This window comes from Bacillus sp. ATD (assembly GCF_050585765.1).
Lineage (GTDB): Bacteria > Bacillota > Bacilli > Bacillales > Bacillaceae > Bacillus > Bacillus stercoris.
In genome coordinates, this window is record NZ_JBOBQH010000003.1 from 76,521 (window position 1) to 97,783 (window position 21,263).

At 35.8% G+C, this 21,263-nt stretch carries 20 protein-coding genes and 3 pseudogenes; 2 read left to right on the forward strand and 21 right to left on the reverse strand.

The features are described from left to right. Positions 1–814: 814 nt before the first annotated feature. The 4 genes from ACQXR1_RS08645 to ACQXR1_RS08660 all read right to left on the reverse strand — a co-directional run bounded on the left by ACQXR1_RS08645 (position 815) and on the right by ACQXR1_RS08660 (position 3,279). A complete protein-coding gene (locus ACQXR1_RS08645; RefSeq protein ID WP_430772003.1) occupies positions 815–1,285 on the reverse strand; it encodes a hypothetical protein in 471 nt (156 codons plus the stop codon). A 129-nt stretch (positions 1,286–1,414) separates the two neighbouring features. Further along, entirely contained in the window at positions 1,415–1,579 is a 165-nt protein-coding gene (locus tag ACQXR1_RS08650; protein ID WP_003231681.1) for a hypothetical protein, read from the reverse strand. 269 nt (positions 1,580–1,848) lie between these two features. Next, positions 1,849–2,490 (reverse strand): DUF3885 domain-containing protein, encoded by a 642-nt coding sequence (locus tag ACQXR1_RS08655; protein WP_040083078.1) that lies wholly within the window; start codon positions 2,488–2,490, stop codon positions 1,849–1,851. Positions 2,491–2,766: 276 nt separating this feature from the next. Further along, positions 2,767–3,279, reverse strand: a complete 513-nt coding sequence (locus ACQXR1_RS08660) for a GNAT family N-acetyltransferase (protein WP_430772004.1) — start codon at positions 3,277–3,279, stop codon at positions 2,767–2,769. Between the two features lie 293 nt (positions 3,280–3,572). Between ACQXR1_RS08660 and ACQXR1_RS08665 the strand changes: the two genes are divergently transcribed. Then, positions 3,573–4,703, forward strand: coding sequence for a tetratricopeptide repeat protein (locus tag ACQXR1_RS08665; RefSeq protein ID WP_430772005.1), 1,131 nt, complete (start codon positions 3,573–3,575; stop codon positions 4,701–4,703). Beyond that, positions 4,693–4,836, forward strand: a complete 144-nt coding sequence (locus tag ACQXR1_RS08670; protein WP_153801665.1) for a hypothetical protein — start codon at positions 4,693–4,695, stop codon at positions 4,834–4,836. The genes ACQXR1_RS08665 and ACQXR1_RS08670 overlap by 11 nt, the downstream gene beginning before the upstream one ends. Before the next feature lie 320 nt (positions 4,837–5,156). On the opposite strand, the gene ACQXR1_RS08675 is transcribed toward ACQXR1_RS08670, so the two are convergent. The 17 genes and pseudogenes from ACQXR1_RS08675 to hflX form a co-directional block, all read right to left on the reverse strand. Beyond that, positions 5,157–5,624: a hypothetical protein gene (locus tag ACQXR1_RS08675; protein ID WP_430772006.1), complete on the reverse strand. Its 468-nt coding sequence runs from the start codon at positions 5,622–5,624 to the stop codon at positions 5,157–5,159. Between the two features lies 1 nt (position 5,625). Then, a complete protein-coding gene (locus ACQXR1_RS08680; RefSeq protein ID WP_430772007.1) occupies positions 5,626–6,201 on the reverse strand; it encodes a hypothetical protein in 576 nt (191 codons plus the stop codon). A gap of 219 nt (positions 6,202–6,420) precedes the next feature. Continuing rightward, positions 6,421–7,671, reverse strand: a pseudogene (locus ACQXR1_RS08685) (DNA polymerase thumb domain-containing protein). Continuing rightward, positions 7,664–7,996, reverse strand: coding sequence for a YolD-like family protein (locus tag ACQXR1_RS08690; protein ID WP_430772008.1), 333 nt, complete (start codon positions 7,994–7,996; stop codon positions 7,664–7,666). Before ACQXR1_RS08690 ends, ACQXR1_RS08685 begins: the two are co-directional and overlap by 8 nt. Before the next feature lie 222 nt (positions 7,997–8,218). Further along, positions 8,219–8,494, reverse strand: a complete 276-nt coding sequence (locus tag ACQXR1_RS08695; protein WP_059335910.1) for a DUF2651 family protein — start codon at positions 8,492–8,494, stop codon at positions 8,219–8,221. Then, positions 8,487–9,617 carry a hypothetical protein gene (locus ACQXR1_RS08700; RefSeq protein ID WP_069839316.1) on the reverse strand — a complete coding sequence of 377 codons (1,131 nt, stop codon included), beginning with the start codon at positions 9,615–9,617 and terminating at the stop codon, positions 8,487–8,489. Before ACQXR1_RS08700 ends, ACQXR1_RS08695 begins: the two co-directional genes overlap by 8 nt. A 76-nt stretch (positions 9,618–9,693) precedes the next feature. Further along, the gene (locus ACQXR1_RS08705; protein WP_430772009.1) at positions 9,694–10,497 is read right to left on the reverse strand and encodes a septation ring formation regulator EzrA; all 804 of its coding nucleotides are present in this window, start codon (positions 10,495–10,497) and stop codon (positions 9,694–9,696) included. 682 nt (positions 10,498–11,179) lie between these two features. Beyond that, on the reverse strand, positions 11,180–11,311 hold the full coding sequence (locus ACQXR1_RS08710; RefSeq protein WP_268446067.1) for a hypothetical protein: 132 nt from the start codon (positions 11,309–11,311) through the stop codon (positions 11,180–11,182). Further along, the gene (locus ACQXR1_RS08715; RefSeq protein ID WP_069839314.1) at positions 11,311–12,423 is read right to left on the reverse strand and encodes a RapH N-terminal domain-containing protein; all 1,113 of its coding nucleotides are present in this window, start codon (positions 12,421–12,423) and stop codon (positions 11,311–11,313) included. The genes ACQXR1_RS08710 and ACQXR1_RS08715 overlap by 1 nt, the downstream gene beginning before the upstream one ends. Positions 12,424–12,790: 367 nt before the next feature. After that, positions 12,791–13,249: a hypothetical protein gene (locus ACQXR1_RS08720; RefSeq protein WP_430772010.1), complete on the reverse strand. Its 459-nt coding sequence runs from the start codon at positions 13,247–13,249 to the stop codon at positions 12,791–12,793. 338 nt (positions 13,250–13,587) lie between these two features. Next, the gene (locus ACQXR1_RS08725) at positions 13,588–14,427 is read right to left on the reverse strand and encodes an SMI1/KNR4 family protein (RefSeq protein WP_430772011.1); all 840 of its coding nucleotides are present in this window, start codon (positions 14,425–14,427) and stop codon (positions 13,588–13,590) included. A 1,143-nt stretch (positions 14,428–15,570) separates the two neighbouring features. Then, positions 15,571–16,382 (reverse strand): annotated as a pseudogene (locus ACQXR1_RS08730) (peptidoglycan recognition protein family protein). 75 nt (positions 16,383–16,457) lie between these two features. Beyond that, positions 16,458–16,627: pseudogene (locus ACQXR1_RS08735) on the reverse strand (phage holin family protein); the annotation flags it as partial. Between the two features lie 129 nt (positions 16,628–16,756). Beyond that, positions 16,757–18,091 (reverse strand): type I glutamate--ammonia ligase, encoded by a 1,335-nt coding sequence (gene glnA, locus ACQXR1_RS08740; protein WP_014664076.1) that lies wholly within the window; start codon positions 18,089–18,091, stop codon positions 16,757–16,759. 58 nt (positions 18,092–18,149) lie between these two features. After that, entirely contained in the window at positions 18,150–18,557 is a 408-nt protein-coding gene (glnR, locus tag ACQXR1_RS08745; RefSeq protein WP_014664075.1) for a transcriptional repressor GlnR, read from the reverse strand. 109 nt (positions 18,558–18,666) lie between these two features. Beyond that, positions 18,667–19,932 (reverse strand): aminotransferase class I/II-fold pyridoxal phosphate-dependent enzyme, encoded by a 1,266-nt coding sequence (locus tag ACQXR1_RS08750; protein ID WP_095432825.1) that lies wholly within the window; start codon positions 19,930–19,932, stop codon positions 18,667–18,669. A gap of 17 nt (positions 19,933–19,949) precedes the next feature. After that, on the reverse strand, positions 19,950–21,212 hold the full coding sequence (gene hflX / locus ACQXR1_RS08755) for a GTPase HflX (protein WP_069839414.1): 1,263 nt from the start codon (positions 21,210–21,212) through the stop codon (positions 19,950–19,952). Between the last annotated feature and the right edge of the window lie 51 nt (positions 21,213–21,263).

Here is a 21,263-nt window from a genome sequence, read left to right on the forward strand (position 1 = left end):
CGATCCTTTAATATGGAACAGTGTGAAACGGTTTAAAAATCCCCTCAAACTTATGGACTTGACGTGTTTATAAAAGCGCTTTCAAAACAGAGCATTTTCATCATCTAAATGGTGATCAGCAAGCAGTAAACTCATCTTTTTTCGTCATACTTTATATGCTGAAAAAGGATAAAAGCTTCTTTCTTTTGTTTGTTATAATTCCCCCTTCCATCCATATTTAACAAGAGCTTTATCGATAGACAATTAAAATTCACCTCATTAGTTTGTTGACCGAACAAACTAACTTGACTTAATATTATAAAATCCCTTTGACTTTTTCAACATCTTTTTCAGAAAGTTTAAACAGGAATGAAATTAATATTGATTTTTGACTCTTTCGTTATATTCAGTGTCTCAAACATTTGCGAATGTCATGTATCAATTAACAACGATCAGTCCGAAAACAGATTCTTGTGTAACCACATGACAAAGATGATCTATGCGAAATAAGGAATTGGTTAGTGGTAAGCTGCATTTAAGAGTTTGATAAAGGTGTTACAGGATGTATGGAGACTGTTAGCGTATGGCAAGCTTGGTCATGAGTAGAAAGAAAAGGAATGGCCAGAGTAGTTTATGTTATAAGTCCAACCCTACATACATATATCAATACAGGAATAAATAAGAAGCAAAAACAGAGAAGCTTTCAACAGGAGTAGAAATGGCTATTTGACTGTCTGAGGACTAATGGCTTTGTTAAACACTATGATTTTTCCTTTCAAACGTATTTTAATCTTAAAAATTTAATTGAGGGTGAAAACAAAAGAGAATACAGAAATTAATTCTGTATTAATTTATTCAATATGTTAATTTTACTTTGGTCTTTATGATTCTTCTTCCTTCTTCTATAGCCATCTAATAAAGACTTTTTATAAACCTTGAGGTAATCATCAATCGTTAGCAAATGATATTTCGCTCCGTCATCTTCAAAAACCTCTAGGTTATTATAGTCTACATCTGCAAATGGTTTTAAATCCTCAATGTAAGCAATGCCTATTTTGGTATTAGTTTTCTTAAATTCATGCTCATGTAAATCAACCATTTTGTATCCATGCAGTTCCATCACTTTTTTTAGTTTTCCCCACTTTTCCTCTAAAAAATTTAAAGGAATAAGGATATCAATATCTTCTGGGGAAAAGCCCAACCCAGTTACCTTTTCAAGACCTAAAGAGCCATATAATAATGGAATGATGTCTAGCTCTTTATTAAAAATTTTAGCTATATTGATAAATTCATTATACAATTTCATTTTCTATCCCCAATATTTGGTAATTAATTATTTAAGATTCAACTGCCTCTTGAATTTTCATAAGCCATTCAATACTAATACCTCAAAGGGTTATTTTTTCAATAATCCTGAAAGTCATCTGTACAATATCTAAAAAGCCTTAAATACTGAATTAAAGAAAAACATCAATATGATAATGGCTAGCACAACAACAATTTCAAAAGTGTGTGAACTGCCATCTTCTTTTTCTCGTTCTTTCTTCTCCCTCATTTGCTCCCTATACTTTCTTTGTATTTCATCCTTTTTTTTATCCATCTTACTCGACCCCTTTCATCATAAAGTAAAGTCAAGCAATTCTGAAATTTCCCATTCCTTTCTGTTGACACTTAATTTAATCCAATCCTCATCATCAGCATATGGTTTTTTGAAATGGACAACTAATTGAATCATTCATTTCTCAGCCCGACCTTTAGAATCCTTCCCTAATTACGTAAAACCATTTTAGCTGTTGTCCCATGGCTTGTCGAACTGAACTAGAGCCATATAAAACTTAGATTTTTTTCAGTTTCTATTAAAAAAGAGTATTACACGTACTTATACTCTTCTACCCAGTCGTGGTATTTTTCATAAAGGTGACGTATTCGTTTGAAATCAAGAGCTATGACTTCACATCCGCGGTCATCATAGATAAAGAAAATAATGTCTTTTGTAATGTTCACAAAGAAAACATCAGGGTAATCAATAGAGTAACCTCCGAATTTCGGTTTCAATGGGAAATCCTCGTTACTGGCGGCTTTAAGTAATTCAGTTACACGTAAGTCTCGAGGTTTGCATAACAAGGAAAATTGCTGCATCTCATATTCTTCAGCTTTATTGATTTCGAAAGGGTAGGGATATGTCTTCACCATCATTTGATTCAAAAGATTTTTACACTTTAGAAACGGTTGATATACCTTTAATTTTCTTATACATTTCTCTTTCTTTTTGTGCTTATACATATTCGCCACAAGGAATATGTCATCATTTTGTTCGAATAATTCATTAAAAATGATTGAGGTTTGTTCATATACAATCTGAAACATCTTTAGATTCAATTCTTCATTTGCTTTGAGTTGATAGATATTTTCCCCAAGACAAAAATGGATTCCTGTTCCCCATTGATTATAGATGCTAGGAATTAATTCGAGGTTTTGAAACCTTTCCTCCATATACCCTATTACATTCATTCACACATTCTCACTTTCGGTTAATCGGATGATTTTATGTAGACCTAGAAAAATTGGCCTTCCTATGATTGTAACTTTAGTATACCATTTTCACTCTGGGCGATCGATAGAAATATGGTCTTTTTGGAACCCCCTAAAAGATAATGGACATCTGTTGCAGGTTCACTTTATTCTCTGAGTTCAATGACATATTAAGCAATTCAACATAGATCAATTCATACTAAGGCAAAAGTGAGAAGATCGGTTATAAAATGATTAACGTTAGATCAGTATAGTTCAATTCCACTCATCCTCTAAAATAGCGTAATAATATTCATCCCACCACTCATTGCCTTTTGGAATACACTTTTTAAAAAAGCCTTCTCTTCTCATTCCAATCTTCTCCATAACTCGGTATGATGGAATATTCTCAGGTTGACAAGTAGCTATAATCCTATGTAAGTTCATTTCTTTAAATCCATATTCCAAGAGAGCCTGCGCAGCTTCAGAAGCATACCCTTTATTTTGATAATTCGGATTAAACACCCACCCAATCTCATATGTATGTTCACCAAAATACTTATGAAAAACAATATGGCCGATAAGTAAATCTTCATCTATTAGTATGACAGGAAATTTTTCAGCGTCATCACCTTTGTTTTTATTTACAAATGCTTTTGCGTCCTCTTCAGTAAAAACCCCTTCTGGTATATACTTCATCACATTAATATCTGATGTATACGCATATACAGCTTGCCAATCTTTGAATTCGAATTCACGTATCAATAACCTTTTTGTTGTGATATGCATTAAAGTAACCCCCCTCACATTTACTTCATCTTTATTTCGATATGAAGACAACAATAACCTCTTTAAATGACTATCCTTATTCAATATTCAATAATATTGCCACTTACTTGAATCAACTGATTCTGACAGTGAACAAGCAATGGATTATGATTCACCGAGATAAACCTTCTACCCTTCTCTTAATTGAGAAGGTTTTTTTTCGTTTTTTAAGATAACATTAATCTTCCTTATTCATTTAAATGTGATAAAATATGACATATTAGTCTATTGGATACATATAGGGAGGGATTTCAATGGAGCAATTAATTCCGTCATCCGCAGTTGGAGTTAAAATCAATGAGTGGTATAAATACATACGGATGTTCGCCGTTCCAGATGCAGAGATATTAAAAGCAGAGGTTGAAGAAGAAATAAAACATATGAAGGAAGACCAAGACTTATTGTTGTATTATTCACTAATGTGTTTTCGTCATCAGCTAATGCTCGATTACCTTGAACCTAAGTCCTTGAATGAAGAACGCCCTAAAATTTCAGACTTATTAGAAAAGATTGAAAGTAACCAAACAAAACTTAAAGGTGTCCTGGAATACTACTGCAATTTCTTTAGAGGAATGCACGAATTTGATAAGAAGGAATATATAAAAGCAATAAGGTCATATAAAATTGCTGAGAAAAAGCTCGCTTTAGTAACAGATGAAATTGAACGAGCAGAGTTCTATTTTAAAATGGCAGAAGTGTATTATCACATGAAACAAACCCATGTATCAATGCACTATGCTGAAGCAGCCCTTAACATTTATAAAGACCAAAAAACTTATACTGTTCGCCGAATACAATGTGCTTTTGTTGTAGCAGGCAACTTTGATGATCTGGAAAGTCATGAAAAAGCAGTTCCGCATCTTCAGGGAGCCTTAAAAGACTCAAAAGCCATAAACAAACACAAGCTAATTGGTGCATCATTATATAATTTGGGAAACTGTTATTATAAGATGAAAGAGTATGACAAAGCTGCTGAATATATTGAACAAGCAGTCTCATTGTACGAAAACGATAAAAGTGATCTTCTCCCTCACACGTTATTTACACTGACACAAATTCACTTCAAAATGAAGGATATTGAAAAAGGCTTTATTCTTTATAAAAAAGGAATCGAGAAAGCACAAGCCATAAACGATGATGTCTTAGTTGCTGAGTTTAATTACTTAAAAGCTTTATATATCGACTCTATAGATAAACGCACAGTTTTTCAAACTTTTTCTGTACTAAAAGATAATGTTATGTATCCAGATTTAGAGGAATTAGCACTCGACACGGCTAATTATTGTAAGGAGATAGGGCAATTTGAAAACTCAACCACCTTTTTTGACGTAATGGTGGACGCCCGAATCCAAATACAAAGAGGAGAGTGTTTATATGAAATTTAAACTTGCATTAGCCACCTTGTCAGTTGTCGTTGGATTAGCAATTTTTAGTGGCTTTTCATCCTCGAATGACAAAGAGTTCCATGAAGCTAAAAGGAATATTACTTCTATTCAACCGACCAAGTTTTTTGTTTAATGTTAAACCCATTAGAAATATTATTGAACAATGAGGGCTACCAATTGCCAACTCTTGATTAATTGTTAACTCATTAAATTAAAAAGACCGCACTTATTATATTTTATAGTGCGGTCTTTTGTCTTTAAAATAAAATTTAATGGTTAACTTTCACTAAAGGCTTATATCATATGAATCAGAGGGCATTTGAAAATTGAGTACATTATTCTTCAGTAGGCTTATATGAATGATATAACATCATTGACAGATATTATATGGATTTTCAAAATCACTTTACACATGTAGCATAAATCTCTGTGATTCAACTATTTAAGCATTCCCTAATCATCTTCATTAAGAATATCATCATAAATACTAGGTATGTCATAAGCAATACGGTTAGCAGATTTATAGATCTCTTCAACTATGTTTGGTTTGGAAGAAGAGGAAAAAGACAATTGGAAGTGAAATTGATCCTTGTCTCTTAATTCTTTCTGATAATCTTCGTCAGTAATAAATGCAATACTGTTTGAATGAGAATACTTGTAAACAATAAAAGAAACAAAAGTTCTCTTATCCCATGAATATTTCTCTTCTTCATAATAAAAACGAGTTTGATATGTTCCTGTTAAAACATAAAAATTTTTTTTTAATTCAACTGACAAAACATGCCCTCTGTTTTCTGCTTCAGTAGGAAAGTCAATACCTCTCCAAATTTCATCATGTTCTAAAGTAGTCCATTCATATTTATCGCGGTTTTTATAAATCTTCTCTAATACTTTTATGTCCTCTTTTTTGAAACTATTCATTTCAATCAACCCCTTCTTTCATACGTTCCAAATACATTAAAAGATCATATATTAATCTATCAATAACCTCTTTATTTTTATTTCCTTCTAAATGAATCAATTCTTCAGACGTAAGCTTATTTTTGTTTATAAGACTTACTAAGTTTCTAATCTCTGTTTGGTATGGTTTTAAGTACAGCTCTCCCTCAGTTTTATCTAGTAGTTTATATATATGAAGAACGTTCAAACAAGATTTTTTAAAAGTGTTTGTAACATTACCTTTAGAGATACATTCACCAATATCCTTTAAAGACTGCATGAGCTCCGTTTTTGCTTTTCCGTTTAAGTATACTATGTCAGTTTTATTTTTAACAAAATCTACATGGGAGTACTTATTATATAATATAAAAACCAACAATAACGAAATTGAAGTAAATAAAAAACCACATATCACTAAAAAGTCTGAAAAAATTGCATTACGTAATATTTCATGAAATAACAACACGAACAATAAAGATAAAATAATTGGCAAAGGAAAACACAATAGAAATAAAATCGGAAGTCTATTACTCAAGGATTTGATTTTGCTACCAAGCATATTTAATACCTACCTTCTCAAAATCAAGACCTGTTTAGCACATTATAACAAATGCTAAGCAGGCTTTATCGTATCTAAAACAAATTGACTTTTTGCAAAACGAAACACTTTCTCTTAATTATAATAAATATTTTCCAACATTTCATTAATCCAGAAAAATATATTCAAGAGTAAAGAGATTATCAAACTACTTTGTTTTGTAAAAAGTCAGCTCCTTTATTATGATTTATGTCCCCCAGTAAGCCCAGCTCTGTGAATTGCTGTCCCTGCGGGTGTATAAGAAACTGCTCTTAGAATCGCATTCGATCCGTATTGGCTTCTAATTCGATCCATCACAAACCCGAGTTTCCTTCTCTTTTCTTTATTTACCTCAAATAAACTCAGCTGCTGATTCACGTCCTCCTCTATATTAGAAAGAGTGACTTAAATACTTCTCACTGTTTTACCCGAGTAAAACTTATTAAAGAGCATCAATCAACATTTATAAATGTCCATTGTGATATTTGTGGGAAGCTCAATTGTTTTAGATCGATGAAATCCACCACCAAGATCATCCTTACTGTATCCAATACCCAGGCTGATTGTTCGACCATCTTTGTTGTGTGTACGTGCCCTTCTTGCGACTTCCTCACAAATTTCCAAAAGAACAGCCTTAATCTCTTCTCTCCTTATATAATCCCTCAGTAAAATCTGACTCTTACCAAAACTAATCTGTCCTTGCATCAAAGGAGCTCCTATTTCTGATAAATCGATTCCATGCGCATGATAGTACAACTGGTTTCCCATTATTCCGAACTTCTTTTCAAGCAACTCTAAAGGAAATTTAGCTAACTGACCTACAGTTGATATTCCAATCCGATTCAGGTTTCTTTCCATCCTCCCTCCTATCCCCCACATTTTAGACAACGGGTGAACCTTCCAGAGTTTATTTGGCACATCTTCATATCTCCAACGTGCAATACCACTCTTTGTTTTCTCACTGTCCAGGTCAAGTTCAAGCTTACTGAGTAACATATTATCTCCAATGCCTACTGTGCACATCAAACCAAATTCTCTCGACATGCTGCTTTGGATTGCTTTGGCAATTTCTTCAGGATTTTCTTTTCCTGCATCTAAAAAAGATTCATCAATTGAATACGTATGGACGCATTTTTCAGGAACAAATCTGTAAAACAGTTTTGTAATCTCAGTTGAAACTCTGATGAAAAGCTTCATTTGCGGATTTACAATGTGTATTCTTGGATCTTCAGGTATCTCGAACAATCTCGATCCTGTTTTGATTCCAAAATCTTTTTTAAGTGCAGGAGATGCAGCTAACACTACTCTTCCCTGTCTCTCCGTATTTCCGACAACAGCAAGATAGCATGTTAAAGGATTAAGCCCCATTGTTACAGCCGATACAGAAGCATAAAAGGATTTCATATCGACACAAAGTATATTCTTACGTGGAAATTGCGAGTAATCAATCATTGTATGTAACTCCTATGATGTTATTCATGTTGATATAAACTGTATTGTCATTCTGGTCTTTTACATGAAGCCTGTGTTGTTCAAAATTAATGTAATGGACTCTGCCGATGACATTTTCAACGAATCCATTGTTAAAGAGTTTAAATCTCAACTCTTTATTAAATTCAAGTGCCTCAGAGACGAGTATATCCATCTCTTCAATTTGTTGGTCATCTAAGGATGGTTTTTCAATTTTTGATACATCAATCAAATCTTGTTTAAGTTGTGTTAAATGTTCTGGAAGCATCATTGATGTCCATTTGATTGTTCCTCGATCTCTAAGCATATCGACTCACTCCTTTATCGATCTAATATCAACAGAACAAATGTTCTTTATTCAATATAAATAAGAACAAAAGTTCGATGTAAATGTTGGTAATAAATAAAACCCCCTTATAAAAGGGGGTTAATTAGGAGCAAATCAAGTTGCCATATTACTTAGGGTTTCATTGAAAGAAATGTACGACAAATATGCTGTCAAAGTTATCGTAACGCTTCGCTTCTGCTATCATCCTCTAATTAAAGTTGCAATGGATTTAGTTAGAATTCCAGATATAAAACATACAACTGTCATGATAGTCACCCAGATTAAAAAAGTCGGCTCTAACCCTATTTCAATTAGCATAAAAACTAAAGAGAGTACAAATATAATCAAGGTTGTTACCCATACTCTTTTGAAAATAAAGTATCCTATTATCCCTAAGATAAATGATACAGCCGGCAGTACTAGTAGTATTAAAAATGCAGGACCACCCAAATGAGATATCCTCCTAATCTTATTCATTATGCAATAATTCAAAACGTGCAATTTCCCATTCTTTTTTCGCTTTTAATGGTGTTGTGTTAACCTTTTTCCCTGATTTTAAGTCATAGGAGGTTATTTCCCCTAAGACATTCTCTTTTTGCATGTCAAACCCCTTGATAAGGACGTACATGTTACTATCATCAAATTTAATATCATTCAATAACATTTCACTATTGCCTGCATAGAATTTGAAAGATTTTTTCTTATTTAGATTTTCATCAAAAAAGCTAACTTTTCCATTGTATGAGACAGCAACGATCTCATCATTTATTCTTTTTAATTTTGTTGGGATGAATCCATTCTCCATTACAACTTCTTTTTTTGTTTTTAATGTCTCCTTATCAATCAATAGTATTTTTGAAGCTTCTTTTTCATTTACATTATCATTAATAGCTAACATAAATGTTCTTTTATCAAAAGTTTGGAATGCATCTTTATCATCTGTGAAATAAACAGTCTTATTTGGAATGGAGACCTTCTTTTCCTGCTTGTTCGTTTTTGGATTAATTGAGATGATGGACATATTCTCTTCATCACTCGTAATAGCGTAAATTTTATTATCTAGGACTTGTGCTGAAACAATCTCTCCATCAAGTTTAATTTGGTTTTTCTTTTGTTTGTCATCTTTCCAATAAACCAATTCACCTTGTAATCCTGAGTCAGTGTACCCAACGTTTATATCATGTAACACATAATTCTCTGAAGTGTTAATGAAAAAAGCTCCTTCATCTTCGGTTGCTTTAGATAAGCTTTTATCATTAAATTTCTTAATACGTCCAGTTTTGTTATTGATCATAAAATGGTTATTGCTTCTGTTTGAAGAAAAAAACGTATCATCTTTATTGTATGATGATGTGCTAAGATTAATTCCGTCCTTTATCATGATACTATCCTCTACTGATCCATCATCTTTATATATTGCTAACTCAGAACCTCTGTCTAATGTGTGTGAAAATCCAACAATAAAATCTCCTTTACTTATATTTTTTAAACCAGTTTTATTGTTGTTCCTTTCTGTCTTATTCCCTGTCGGTTGTAAATCACAAGAGCATGTGACTATAAGAATACTCATCAGAATAAAAAGGGCCTTTAGTCTTTTCATTTTTTCCTCCTTATGAAGCAACAAAACAATCGGTTTTAATCCGATTGTTTTGGCTTTTTCTGATTTGTTTAAATCATCATTTTCTGTGGTGGAATATTACCGTATTGTCTGATTTGACTAATTCCATTGGACTTACAACAGTGTCCCATTTAATATTGTCAATGTCGTGTCCTTGGTTTTTCCAAGAACGCCATGCTAGTTGAGAGCAGTAGAATTTTTTTGTTGTTTTTTTGTCAAAGAAGTTTTTATTATATTTCTTTTTGGCGTCAGCCTGTTTCTCTGCATATTTTGCAGCATTTATATATTTATCATTATTTGATTTTCTAACCCATAGCCCATAAACTTTCTTTTTGCTTCCCCAGTTATTAGTATATCTACGAACTCCATCTTGTTTAATTGGGCTCCAATCTTTATGCCAGGCTTCAACTGTTTTTGCTTTATTTCTAGATACAATAGCGGCATGTCCTACACCAATAGACCAGCTGCCAGAGTTAACCTCATAACTAACTAAGACATCTCCTTTGGTGCCCAATGACCCTGAGACTTTGTTTTCTGGTTGATATTCAGGTTCGTTCCACTTGTGTAAAACTTCATCAATTTCACCGGATTCTTTCAATTTTTTTATTTCTTCTTGTGACTCATTGTATAAGTCATCTGCATGTTTTTGTACAAATTGATATTCTTCCTTGCTCATTTCATAAAACTTATTAATCTGCTCATCGGTCAAGCCTTCTGCTTTTAACTCTTGGATTTCAGTTTGAACTCTTTGATCGGCAAGACTCGGGAATCCATCCGCTTTTGCACTATTACTAAACCCCAGACCAGAAATTAACATTGTTGTAGAGAACATGGTTGCTAATAAATACTTACTCCTTTTCATTGTAACATCCTCCCTATCAATTGTTAACTTTTTTTCAAAAATATAGAAGCAACAACACTTTTGAAGCAGCACACCAAAGGATTTGTGTGCTTTAATTTAGAGTTATGGAAGTGAATTGTTCGTTATCCTAATAACTCCCTTTCTCACTAAATCTTCCTACATTGACGATGCTCGACAGCAACAAAAGTTAATTAAACCCTTTTTATGTACCAAATCACCCCCTACCCAGACCCTATCACAATATTTGGCTGTATTGAATACCTTGTCTTATAAACAGATCAAAATCACCATTTATTCCAATATTTGAAAAAAGTTGTGCGTAGTTGATCTTTAACAAACACACAAGTTGTTCTTTATGTCACGTTTTCTGGGTTATTCAAGTGCCAATTTTCGATTTATCTTGTCAAGACTCATAAAACTGGTACAAAAGAACCCCTCCGTAAATATAGACCTAAGTCACATTTTCACTTCATATTGAAAAAATTGGCGCTTAATTTTTTTGAAAACACCTCATACTTGGGTTTGGATCTTCCCTCTGTGAACTACTTCTGACAACAAAAAAACGAGGCTGACTTACACCACGTTTTTGTCCTTTATTCATTCCATTTCAGATGGGAAAAATAAAGACTGTCGAGACTTTACTCAACAGTCTGATCCTTTTTTACAAACTCAACTTTTATACTTAGATTCCTACCGGAAGCTCTGCGACCTGCATGTCACCAGATGCTGTACTACTGTTAGCGTGTGTACCAAGACTTAAAGATAATCCAAAGAACGTTACCGCTAAGACTGAGCCAAGGATAAACTTCTTCATCAAATTCCCTCCAGTTTCCTCATATTCTCTTTGACTTCGATTGCTTTATTAGCAAATTCCAAAGCCTCTTTGTAATACTCACCCTTCTCATAATACCTTGAGATAACCAAGGAAAGGTCACTTACTCCATCTAAGTCACCTTTCTCTTCTAAGTATTGTACGTTTTCCCTGCATTTGTCAATGCTTTCATCTACCCTTTTACAATATAGGTCATGAATAATATTTATTTTGGTTTCATAAATTTTATTCGATCTAAACTTAAGCTCATCTTGTCCTTTCTTGAGATAATACATGGCGTTATCCCTGTCGCCTATTTTAAATCTTTCTCGGACAATCATATAAATGGAGTTAATGTAGTAAACAGATTCACGCCATTCATTGCATCTAACAGCTTTCTTAATTGCATTTATACATTCTTGAGATTTATCAAAATTCGAATAAAGAATGCTAATGTTGTGATATTGCATTGCCTCATAAAACTCATCTTTAAGTTCCTTGGCAGTCTTGATTGCAGTAAGAAAGTATTCCTCTGATTCTTCAAACTTCCCTAAATGCATATAATTCGTTGCCTTAATGACATAACAGATTGTAAGGTGTCTTTTATAATCTTCATGTTGACTGTATATATTGATTGCCTCATTAATATAGCCTAACGACACTGCACTTTGATGTAGTGTCACATAGAGAGAAGCTGTTTTCATATAAAACTCTGCTGCTTCAATATCGTTTTCAATTTTAGAGAGCTTCTTTTCCGCAATTTTTAGCAAACTGATAGCTCGCTCATAATTCTTTGTATAGGACATGTACTCAGCTTCGTAGAGATAAAAATAGTAGTCAATCAAGTTATCAATATTGTAACCCTCTAGCTCTTTCTTCTTCACTTTCCAGTCGTTTGGAGGCAGTCCCTTACCTTTGTTTTTGAAAAGCATCATTTTGAACCTAGACTCTAAAAGCTGATAATAAATGATAACCTTATCGTCTTCCTCCATATGGTTCAAGGATTCCTTAGCTTTCTTAAGAAGTTGCTCTGCCAAATCTATCTCACATTTCTTAATAGCAACATGAAGTTCATTCAGAGTATTAGCGACTACCTCGTGTGCGATCGTACCCATTTATAACCCCTCTTTTCTAAAATGTTTCGAATTATTAAACAATATAACAGACATTTGCAATATTTGGAATAATTTAAAAGTGGTTTTCGGTAAGTTTTCGTCATACCGCAATAACCTTTTGGGGAAGGGCATGCTAAAAAAGTCCCTATTTCTTTTAATTAGTCCGCCTACTGATTGCATTATTGTCTTGAAATAAATAAAAGCGGGCTCCGAAAATGGAGTACCCGCTCTAGAAATATTGGCAAAATAAATTGTTTAGGATTTAAAATAAAAAAAGAACCTGCATTAAGCATGTTCTTTCCCTAATTTACAAACATTTGTTTTATGGATAAAACCATTATTTTATTTAGTTTCAAATTAAGCTGTATTACTGATTGAAGCTATCTTCGGTGAATTTAAAGGTTTGTTTTAAATTACGACCTTCTTGTCCTTTTTGAGACCATATAATTTCCACCTCTAATTCAGAAGCCTTATCAGCCAGCATAATGTGCTTAAACCTTAACGGTGAACCATCGTTTAAACTTTCTGCCAGAGCTCTTGAATCTTCACTTTGTTTTTCACACTTTTCTTCAGGACATCCGAAAAGTGAATATTTGGTAATTGAATTAGGATTATCTCTAAACAATTGTACATTCGCTGTGGCTGCCTCTTTCCCAATGTTTTTAATTTCAACGGAATAGACTTTATACTCTCCTTTTTTAGGACTTGCAAATTCTTTTTCGTTTTTTGCTTCACTTAACTCTACTGACCATTGATCAGTTTTTTGTTTGATGGGCAATTCCTTAAAAGATGACGCTTGAGTTTTTGTTTGCACAAAAAACAGCACAAGTTACAAGACACTTAATAAAAGTAACAACTTCTTCATTTCAGTTACCTACCTTCTTTTTTTATTATCTTGTCCAATAAAAGTGTCTTATACATTGTTTTAACCAATAAAAAAACTCTCAAAAGAGAGTTCAACGGGGCTGACCCCTGAACCGGTTGCTCAATTGACTGCGCTTCAGCAAAGTTCGGTAAAAGTTAGCAGCAGAAGCAAACTCACAACAACACTCAAAATCTCCCGATAGCTTTTCATTGATTCTCTCTTTCCCTTAGAAATTTCAATACATTTCCGTTATAATGCAAATGATGTAAAAAACAAAAAATAGGAAAATAATACTTATTTTACAAAAAACCTTTGAGTTGATCTAATATAATCTCAGTATCTTCATTTTTGGGCTTCCCTAATTCTTTAGCAGCTTCTTGTACGACAGTTCTTAGATTATTTGACTTTATTTGGTGTGAGTATGAAGATACAATTGACATCAATACGTCAGCCAATTCAAAAGCAATGTCACCTTGTGCTCCTATGGAATTATCTTTAATAATGTTCACCAACCACTTTAGATCTTCGACACTTTGGATTGGAAAAAGAGAAATCCTATGAATCTCCATAGGGTTTTTATTAGTCAGAATTTTTTCAACTTCTTCTTTCTGAATAGCATCTGGATCGTTTGGATCAATACTATGAATTTGATCAAAATCCGCTTTTTCATCTTCTTGAACTTCTTCGTATTCGTGTGTATAGAGTTTAGATAAGAATTCATCAAATGAATCTGCAATCTTAAAATCATTATTTAATTCTAGCTCAAAGTAATGAACAGGCGGATTTTCATTAGTTAGACGATAATCTAACGCAACCCAATTATGTCCATCCCCCTGTATTAACAATAATCTTTGTGGTAGACCCCACTCTTTTATTAGATCTTCACTCTCTAATATCCCCAGATCCTTTCCTATTCCTCTAATATGATCAACTTCAATATGGTCGTCTGCCCACGATGTTTCCTGATCTGTTGGGAATGCATTAAAATTAATTAATCCACCATTTTGTCGGATAATCATTTTTTTATATTGTTCAGGTAAAGTAAAGTTTAACTCTTGTTCAACATTCTTTATTTCATCTTCACTAATATCTTTTAACCTAAAAGGATCATATTCACTGTTCTCCCAAAACTCACTCATTGCATTACCTCCTATGGGCTATGTAATGATTCTCCAAGACTATACGCTTTTAAATTCGGAATGTTTCATCAAAGTTGTGATGGAAAATAAAACAGACGGTGATGTTTTTCACTTGAGGCTTATCTTAGAAGAAAAGCCAGAGAGTATGTGAGAGAACTCTCTGGCTTATAGTGGCTGATATACCAACTATGATACATCTACAGGATACTTTATATTTGCAGTGTATTCAAGCAGCTTTCAGATTTAAATAAAATTCACATTTTATTTAGAGTCGAGAGGAGAAATTTGTTCCAACATGCTAGAAACTTAACTGTCTGAATTTTTTGATTATACCTTGAGAAACTAAGTGCTAAAATGGGATATGTTACAAAGAAAGGTGGAATAGTATGGATAGTTTCGGAAAAAGAGAAACTACATGGCAATACAGAATAAAACATAAAGACCCTTTAACACAAGAGTAAATCGAAGTCTCCAAAATGGTAAACAAGTTGGTAGCACATTCCTAGAGTTTTTAATAGAAGAGCTTGAAGAAGCGAAAGACGACTGGATTGATGATGAAGATTGTCCTGCCTAAGCCCCTGTATAGAATAGAAAACTGCACTCATTTTGTTTTAAAATGAAGTATGGAACACATATAGTAGTTATTGCTGGCTGTATGTGCAACTTAATGTCTTTTTACTTTGAAGAAGCATTACGTTCATCTTGAATAGTTCGGTCAAAGTTCAAATGAAAATTCTCGAATTAAGTCCTTTGTGTATATATTAATTTTGAGAAAAGGAGGGATTTGTGATTTTTTATTATGAAGTAATTTGTATAAGTTGCAGGAAAAGATTTAGAGTATATGAAGGTACATTGAAATATAAGCAAGTTAAAGAAAACATGAAAGGAAAATATACTTGTGAAGAATGTAGTCATAACATACGTTTAGAGGCTATAAAAAACTTTTTTAGATAACATTTTTTTAAGAATTTCTTATAGTATGTTAACTAGAAAACTGCAAAAGTCTGATCTAATAGGCTTTCTTTTTTTGCATAAAAAAACTCCCGGTTTATTCATCGCGGGTTGATTTTTATGCTTAAATCATCCTTTTTATTCTTATTGGTACAAAAATACGAGATTTTTCAACCTCGTCAATTCACAAACTTATTTTATGAGCTTTTCAATTTCCGCCTTTGTTTTCGGCCCATAAATACCGTCAGCTTTTAATCCATTCATTAGCTGGAACCGTCTTACGGCATCGGCGGTTTTCGGTCCATAATAGCTATCGATCCCAAAGTTTTTGGCTTTCTTATCCGGATAGAAATGCAATGCCGATAACGCTGTTTGAATTTGCTCAACTGCATTGCTGTGCATCAATGGGCTCTTCACTTTAAAAATGCCGGAAGGTAGATTAAAGGACGATTTCTTTTTTGCTTGAGCTTGATTTTTTAACTGTCTTAGATGAAGTTGTTTTCTTGCTAGATGTTTTGCCGCCAAGCGCTTTTAATTCAGCATCAGTTGCAGCTTTGACTTCATCCCAGCGCCCTTCTGACAAGATACGATGCGGGCAATACTTTCCGCTCCAATCTTGATGCTTCCGCACACGATCAATACCCCATCCTCGTTCTTTAAGCAGCTGCGCCACAAATTAATAGCCAGCTTTTCTGCCGCGTAGTATTTAGCCCCTCCTGACTTGCTGTAGCAGATTTCAACGCCAATAGACTTACGGCGTTTGTACCGTCGCCTGTGTGCCATGCATTGCGATTTAACGGCAGGCCTTGAATAACCTCTTTGTCATCAACTGCAAAGTGAACACTCGTTGAACTGGTGTTTCCGGTCATGTAACTGACCTCGTTAGCAGCTGACGCGTCGTTTGCCGTGTTATGAATGGTGATGTATTCAGCGTCCATGTGATTCGGGCATTCCAAACCGTATTTAGCTTCTGATACAAGATTCATTTTCACTTTGATTGTCATAAGTGTACTCTCCTTTATTTTGATATAGAAAAAGCCGCCGGGTTACCCAGCAGCCTGTTCATCTTTTTCGTTTGTTTATTCGTTGTCACTTTCGATTACGTGAAGACGATCAGTAATGGCAGCCGGAATCTTAACGCCAATCTGTGTAAGGTTCTCCGTAATGGAAAGTCCCTCATTAAAAGAACGGTTCCAAATGTCAGGACACCGTTCAGATTGAGGATTGTATCTACGATATTTGCCACAATTGGAGTTAGATTCATAACTTCAAATTTTTTTGGTCGTATTTTGGTCAAGGACCAAAAATATTGTTCTCTTAATCTTTTGACCAAAATTTAAAAATCCCCTGACACCAATAGTGCCAAGGGATTGAGAGATTAATATTGAGACATATATTGTTCGCGCTCCCAAGGGTGAACTTGTGTGCGGAACATATCCCATTCGATTTCTTTTGCTTCGATGAAGTGTTCGAATAGGTGCTCGCCCAGCGCTTTGACCATGACTTCGTTTGATTTGAATTCTTCTAGCGCTTCCGCAAGAGTTGCTGGAAGGTCAACGATTCCGTTTTCCATGCGCTCTTCTTTGCTCATCACATAGATGTTGCGGTCGATTGGAGCTGGCGCTTCCAGTTTGTTTTTGATTCCGTCTAATCCTGCAGCAAGCAATACGCTAAGTGCAAGGTACGGGTTAGCAGCTGGGTCTACACTGCGTACTTCAACACGTGTGCTGATGCCGCGGGAAGCCGGGATACGGATAAGCGGGCTTCTGTTTTGCGCGCTCCATGCTACATAACAAGGTGCTTCATAGCCAGGAACAAGACGTTTGTAAGAGTTTACTGTCGGGTTTGTTACTGCTGTAAAGCTTGTTGCGTGCTTCACGATACCTGCAATGAAGTGTTTCGCTGTTTCACTTAGCTGAAGATCTGCGTTTTCGTCAAAGAATGCGTTAACACCATTTTTGAAGAGTGATAGATTGCAGTGCATACCTGAACCGTTCACACCGAACAATGGTTTTGGCATAAATGTCGCATGCAGGCCGTGTTTGCGGGCAATTGTTTTAACAACTAGTTTAAATGTTTGGATGTCATCACAAGAGCGGACTGCTCCAGCATATTTAAAGTCGATTTCGTGCTGACCAGGTGCTACTTCGTGGTGAGACGCTTCGATTTCAAAGCCCATCTCTTCAAGCTCAAGCACGATATCGCGGCGGCAGTTTTCTCCTAAGTCAGTTGGAGCTAAGTCGAAATATCCGCCTTTGTCGTTTAGTTCAAGCGTTGGCTCGCCTTTTTCGTCTAATTTGAATAAGAAGAATTCAGGCTCAGGTCCAAGGTTGAAATCGCTGAAGCCGAGGTCTTCCATTTCTTTCAGAATCCGTTTTAAGTTGTTTCGCGGGTCACCTTCGAAAGGTGTGCCATCCGGATTATAAATATCACAGATGAAACGTGCTACTTTACCTTTTTCAGCTGTCCATGGGAAGATAACAAATGTATTTAGATCTGGATACAGGTACATGTCTGACTCTTCGATACGAACGAATCCCTCAATAGAAGAACCGTCAAACATGACTTTATTATCAAGCGCTTTTCCAAGCTGGCTTACAGGAATCTCAACATTCTTGATTGTTCCAAGAATGTCAGTAAATTGAAGACGGATATACTTCACGTTTTCTTCTTTTACTAATGTTTCGATATCTTCTCTAGTGTACTTTGCCATTTGGTAAAACTCCTCCTCTTAAAAGGTAAATGTATATAGCAAAACAGTTGCTAACGGATTAATGAAAGAAGCGGGACATGTCGCCTTGACGGAATGTATTCCCTCTTTGAAAACGGCCGGCTTGCATAAGCTCGTTTTTCAGGAGCTGTCTCAGTTCGTCATCAGACAGATCATGTTTCATTGGTTTTTTCGTCTTCTCATTTTGTTTCTTCTCCGGCTCGGCTTCCGCCTTCGCCAGAATCTGTTTAATTCCTGCCATATTTACACCTTGTTCTATCAGGTGCTTGATTTCTAACAGTTTATCTACATCATGAAATGAAAATAATCGTCTATTCCCTTCACTTCTGGCTGGAAATATCAGTCCATTTTCCTCATAATATCGAATTTGTCTTGCTGATAACTCCGTTAACTGCATGACAATTCCTATCGGAAATAAAGGCATTGAGCGGCGAATATTATCACTCATCTCAATTTCCTCCTTTTCTTAACTTAGTTTCATTATAGGTGATGTTATATTTTGTGTCAATACGATGTAAGGATTCTTAACATCAAATTAAGAGAAATTTTTAAAAAATTTAAATTAATTGCTTTTCCATCAATGAGTCTACCGCACTGCATATGGCATTCTTCACATGCGAATAGGTTAATCCTCCCTGAACATACGCTACATACGGCGGGCGAATAGGGCCATCAGCTGATAATTCGATGCTTGCTCCTTGAATAAATGTGCCTGCTGCCATAATGACATCATCTTCGTATCCCGGCATATAGGCCGGATAAGGCGTCACATGGGCATTGATTGGCGATGCAAATTGAATAGCCTGGCAAAAAGCAATCATCTTTTCTCTGTCAGAAAACTCAACGGATTGTATTAAATCCGTTCTTTTCGCATCCCATTTCGGGTTTGAAGTGAAGCCGAGTTTTTCAAGAAATCTTGCTGTAAACACCGCTCCCTTTAGACTTTGAGACACAACGTGAGGCGCCAAAAAGAATCCTTGGTACATTTCTTGGAGCGAGTAAAGAGACGCCCCTGCTTCTCTGCCGATGCCAGGTGACGTCATACGGTATGAGCAAGCTTCAATCCATTTCGCTTTTCCAACAAGGTAACCGCCTGTTTTCGCAAGACCTCCGCCGGGATTTTTAATAAGAGATCCCGCCATCAGGTCGGCTCCGACATGGCAAGGCTCAAGCTCTTCCACAAATTCTCCGTAACAGTTGTCCACAAAGACGATCAGGTTTTCATTGATTTCTTTTACAAAACGGATCATTTCTTTTATTTCACTAATTAAGAAAGAAGGGCGATTGGCATACCCTTTTGATCGCTGAATGCCGATTACTTTAGTCTTCGGATTAATCGCAGCGGCGACTGCATCGTAGTCTACCCTTCCGTCTTCTGTCAGATCAACCGCATTGTAGCCGATTTGAAAATCCTTTAATGATCCAGCGTTTTCTCCGCCTCTGACGCCCACAATTTCCTCTAGCGTATCATACGGCTTGCCCGTTATATAAAGGAGCTCGTCCCCCGGTCTGAGGACACCGAACAAAGCAATCGAGATGGCATGTGTGCCTGAAATGATTTGCGGCCTTACAAGCCCCGCTTCTCCGCCAAACACATCCGCATATATGCTTTCAAGCGTGTCTCTTCCGATATCATCGTAGCCGTATCCAGTAGACGGCGTGAAATGCGTGTCGCTTACTTTGTGTTTTCTATAGCTTTGAAGCACTCTCCATTCATTGCGCTCGCTGATTTCTTCTATTTGTTTATGAACGCCGGCAATGTCCGCTTCCACTTCCATTGCCGTTTTTTTGAGTAATTCTCCGTGTGTTAATGTGTCAAACATGTCTTTATATTTCCTTCCTACATATACTTCTTTAATTCACCGATGATACTTTGCTCTTCTTGGACATAGCCCGATATGTCATACCGTTCATTTTCTTCATTAAAATAGAAGCGGTCTACCATCGTTTCCGATTTGATTCTGGAAAGGAGCTTCCCTTCACTTGCCGGCACATGTGCTTCAAAAGACGTTAACAGCTCTTTGCGCAAATAGCGCTGAATCGCTTCTTTAAAGGTTTCATCGTCGTCCTCAAATTTCGCACTGACCATAATATGATCCCTTCCGGCGGACGGTATAAAATCAGGCAGTCTTTGATCACGTTTATTGTAAGCCGTGAGCATCGGGATATCGTCTGCTTCAAGTTCCTCAAGCAGACGAAGGACTGTTTTTTCATGTCCCACATAATCCTCATTTGAAGAATCAATTAAATGCAGGATCAAATCTGCTTCTTTTACTTCCTCAAGCGTTGACCGGAATGCAGCAATCAATGTCGTTGGAAGATCCTGAATAAATCCTACTGTATCTGAAAGAAGAACACTGTAGCCGCTTGGCAGGACCATTTTTCTCGTCATCGGGTCCAGCGTGGCAAACAGGAGGTCTTCTTCATAGCTGTCAGCACTCGTCAGGCGGTTGAACCATGTTGATTTCCCCGCGTTTGTATAGCCGACAAGCGCAATTTGAAGCACACCGTTTTTCTTCCTTCTTTCTCGATATCGGCTTCTATGACGAATGACAGTTGAAAGCTGTGTGTTGATTTCATGAATGCGATTTCTGATATGGCGGCGGTCGGTCTCCAATTTCGTTTCTCCGGGACCTCTGGCACCAATTCCTCCGCCTTGCCGGGAGAGGTTGATCCCTTGTCCCGTCAAACGCGGCAGTGCATATTGCAGCTGAGCCAGCTCAATTTGAAGTTTGCCTTCTCTTGTTCTCGCCCGCTTTGCGAAAATATCTAATATCAATTGCGTGCGGTCAATCATCTTCACTTCGATTGCTGTTGCCAATGACTTTAGCTGGCTTGGCGACAGTTCATCATTAAAAATGAGGAGATCAGCTTCAAGCTCTTCCACCAGCGCCTTCAGCTCTTCTACCTTCCCTTTTCCTATATATGTAGCGGCGTCAGCCCTGTTCCGTTTTTGCGTGACGCTGGTCAATACTTTTCCGTCTGCTGTTTTTGTCAGAGAGGCTAGCTCTTCCATAGAATTTTCAAAATGCTCATCCGTGATATGCGGCAGCTGACATCCGACTAAAATGGCTTTCTCCTGAATCGTTTCTTGTTCGTTCAAATGGATGTTCCTTTCTTTTGCATATTGGGCAGTAGTATTATCATACCAAAC

Excerpts from the sequence above, each read along its gene's own strand:
- ACQXR1_RS08650 (WP_003231681.1), bottom strand. The coding sequence starts at position 1,579 with ATGGATAAAAAAAAGGATGAAATACAAAGAAAGTATAGGGAGCAAATG.
- glnA (WP_014664076.1), bottom strand. The coding sequence starts at position 18,091 with ATGGCAAAGTACACTAGAGAAGATATCGAAACATTAGTAAAAGAAGAA.
- ACQXR1_RS08655 (WP_040083078.1), bottom strand. The coding sequence starts at position 2,490 with ATGAATGTAATAGGGTATATGGAGGAAAGGTTTCAAAACCTCGAATTA.
- ACQXR1_RS08710 (WP_268446067.1), bottom strand. The coding sequence starts at position 11,311 with ATGAAGAAGTTTATCCTTGGCTCAGTCTTAGCGGTAACGTTCTTTGGA.
- ACQXR1_RS08700 (WP_069839316.1), bottom strand. The coding sequence starts at position 9,617 with ATGAAAAGACTAAAGGCCCTTTTTATTCTGATGAGTATTCTTATAGTC.
- glnR (WP_014664075.1), bottom strand. The coding sequence starts at position 18,557 with ATGAGTGATAATATTCGCCGCTCAATGCCTTTATTTCCGATAGGAATT.
- ACQXR1_RS08665 (WP_430772005.1), top strand. The coding sequence starts at position 3,573 with ATGGAGCAATTAATTCCGTCATCCGCAGTTGGAGTTAAAATCAATGAG.
- ACQXR1_RS08690 (WP_430772008.1), bottom strand. The coding sequence starts at position 7,996 with ATGCTTAGAGATCGAGGAACAATCAAATGGACATCAATGATGCTTCCA.
- ACQXR1_RS08680 (WP_430772007.1), bottom strand. The coding sequence starts at position 6,201 with ATGCTTGGTAGCAAAATCAAATCCTTGAGTAATAGACTTCCGATTTTA.
- ACQXR1_RS08695 (WP_059335910.1), bottom strand. The coding sequence starts at position 8,494 with ATGAATAAGATTAGGAGGATATCTCATTTGGGTGGTCCTGCATTTTTA.
- ACQXR1_RS08675 (WP_430772006.1), bottom strand. The coding sequence starts at position 5,624 with ATGAATAGTTTCAAAAAAGAGGACATAAAAGTATTAGAGAAGATTTAT.
- ACQXR1_RS08750 (WP_095432825.1), bottom strand. The coding sequence starts at position 19,932 with ATGTTTGACACATTAACACACGGAGAATTACTCAAAAAAACGGCAATG.
- ACQXR1_RS08645 (WP_430772003.1), bottom strand. The coding sequence starts at position 1,285 with ATGAAATTGTATAATGAATTTATCAATATAGCTAAAATTTTTAATAAA.
- ACQXR1_RS08725 (WP_430772011.1), bottom strand. The coding sequence starts at position 14,427 with ATGAGTGAGTTTTGGGAGAACAGTGAATATGATCCTTTTAGGTTAAAA.
- ACQXR1_RS08715 (WP_069839314.1), bottom strand. The coding sequence starts at position 12,423 with ATGGGTACGATCGCACACGAGGTAGTCGCTAATACTCTGAATGAACTT.
- ACQXR1_RS08670 (WP_153801665.1), top strand. The coding sequence starts at position 4,693 with ATGAAATTTAAACTTGCATTAGCCACCTTGTCAGTTGTCGTTGGATTA.
- ACQXR1_RS08705 (WP_430772009.1), bottom strand. The coding sequence starts at position 10,497 with ATGAAAAGGAGTAAGTATTTATTAGCAACCATGTTCTCTACAACAATG.
- ACQXR1_RS08660 (WP_430772004.1), bottom strand. The coding sequence starts at position 3,279 with ATGCATATCACAACAAAAAGGTTATTGATACGTGAATTCGAATTCAAA.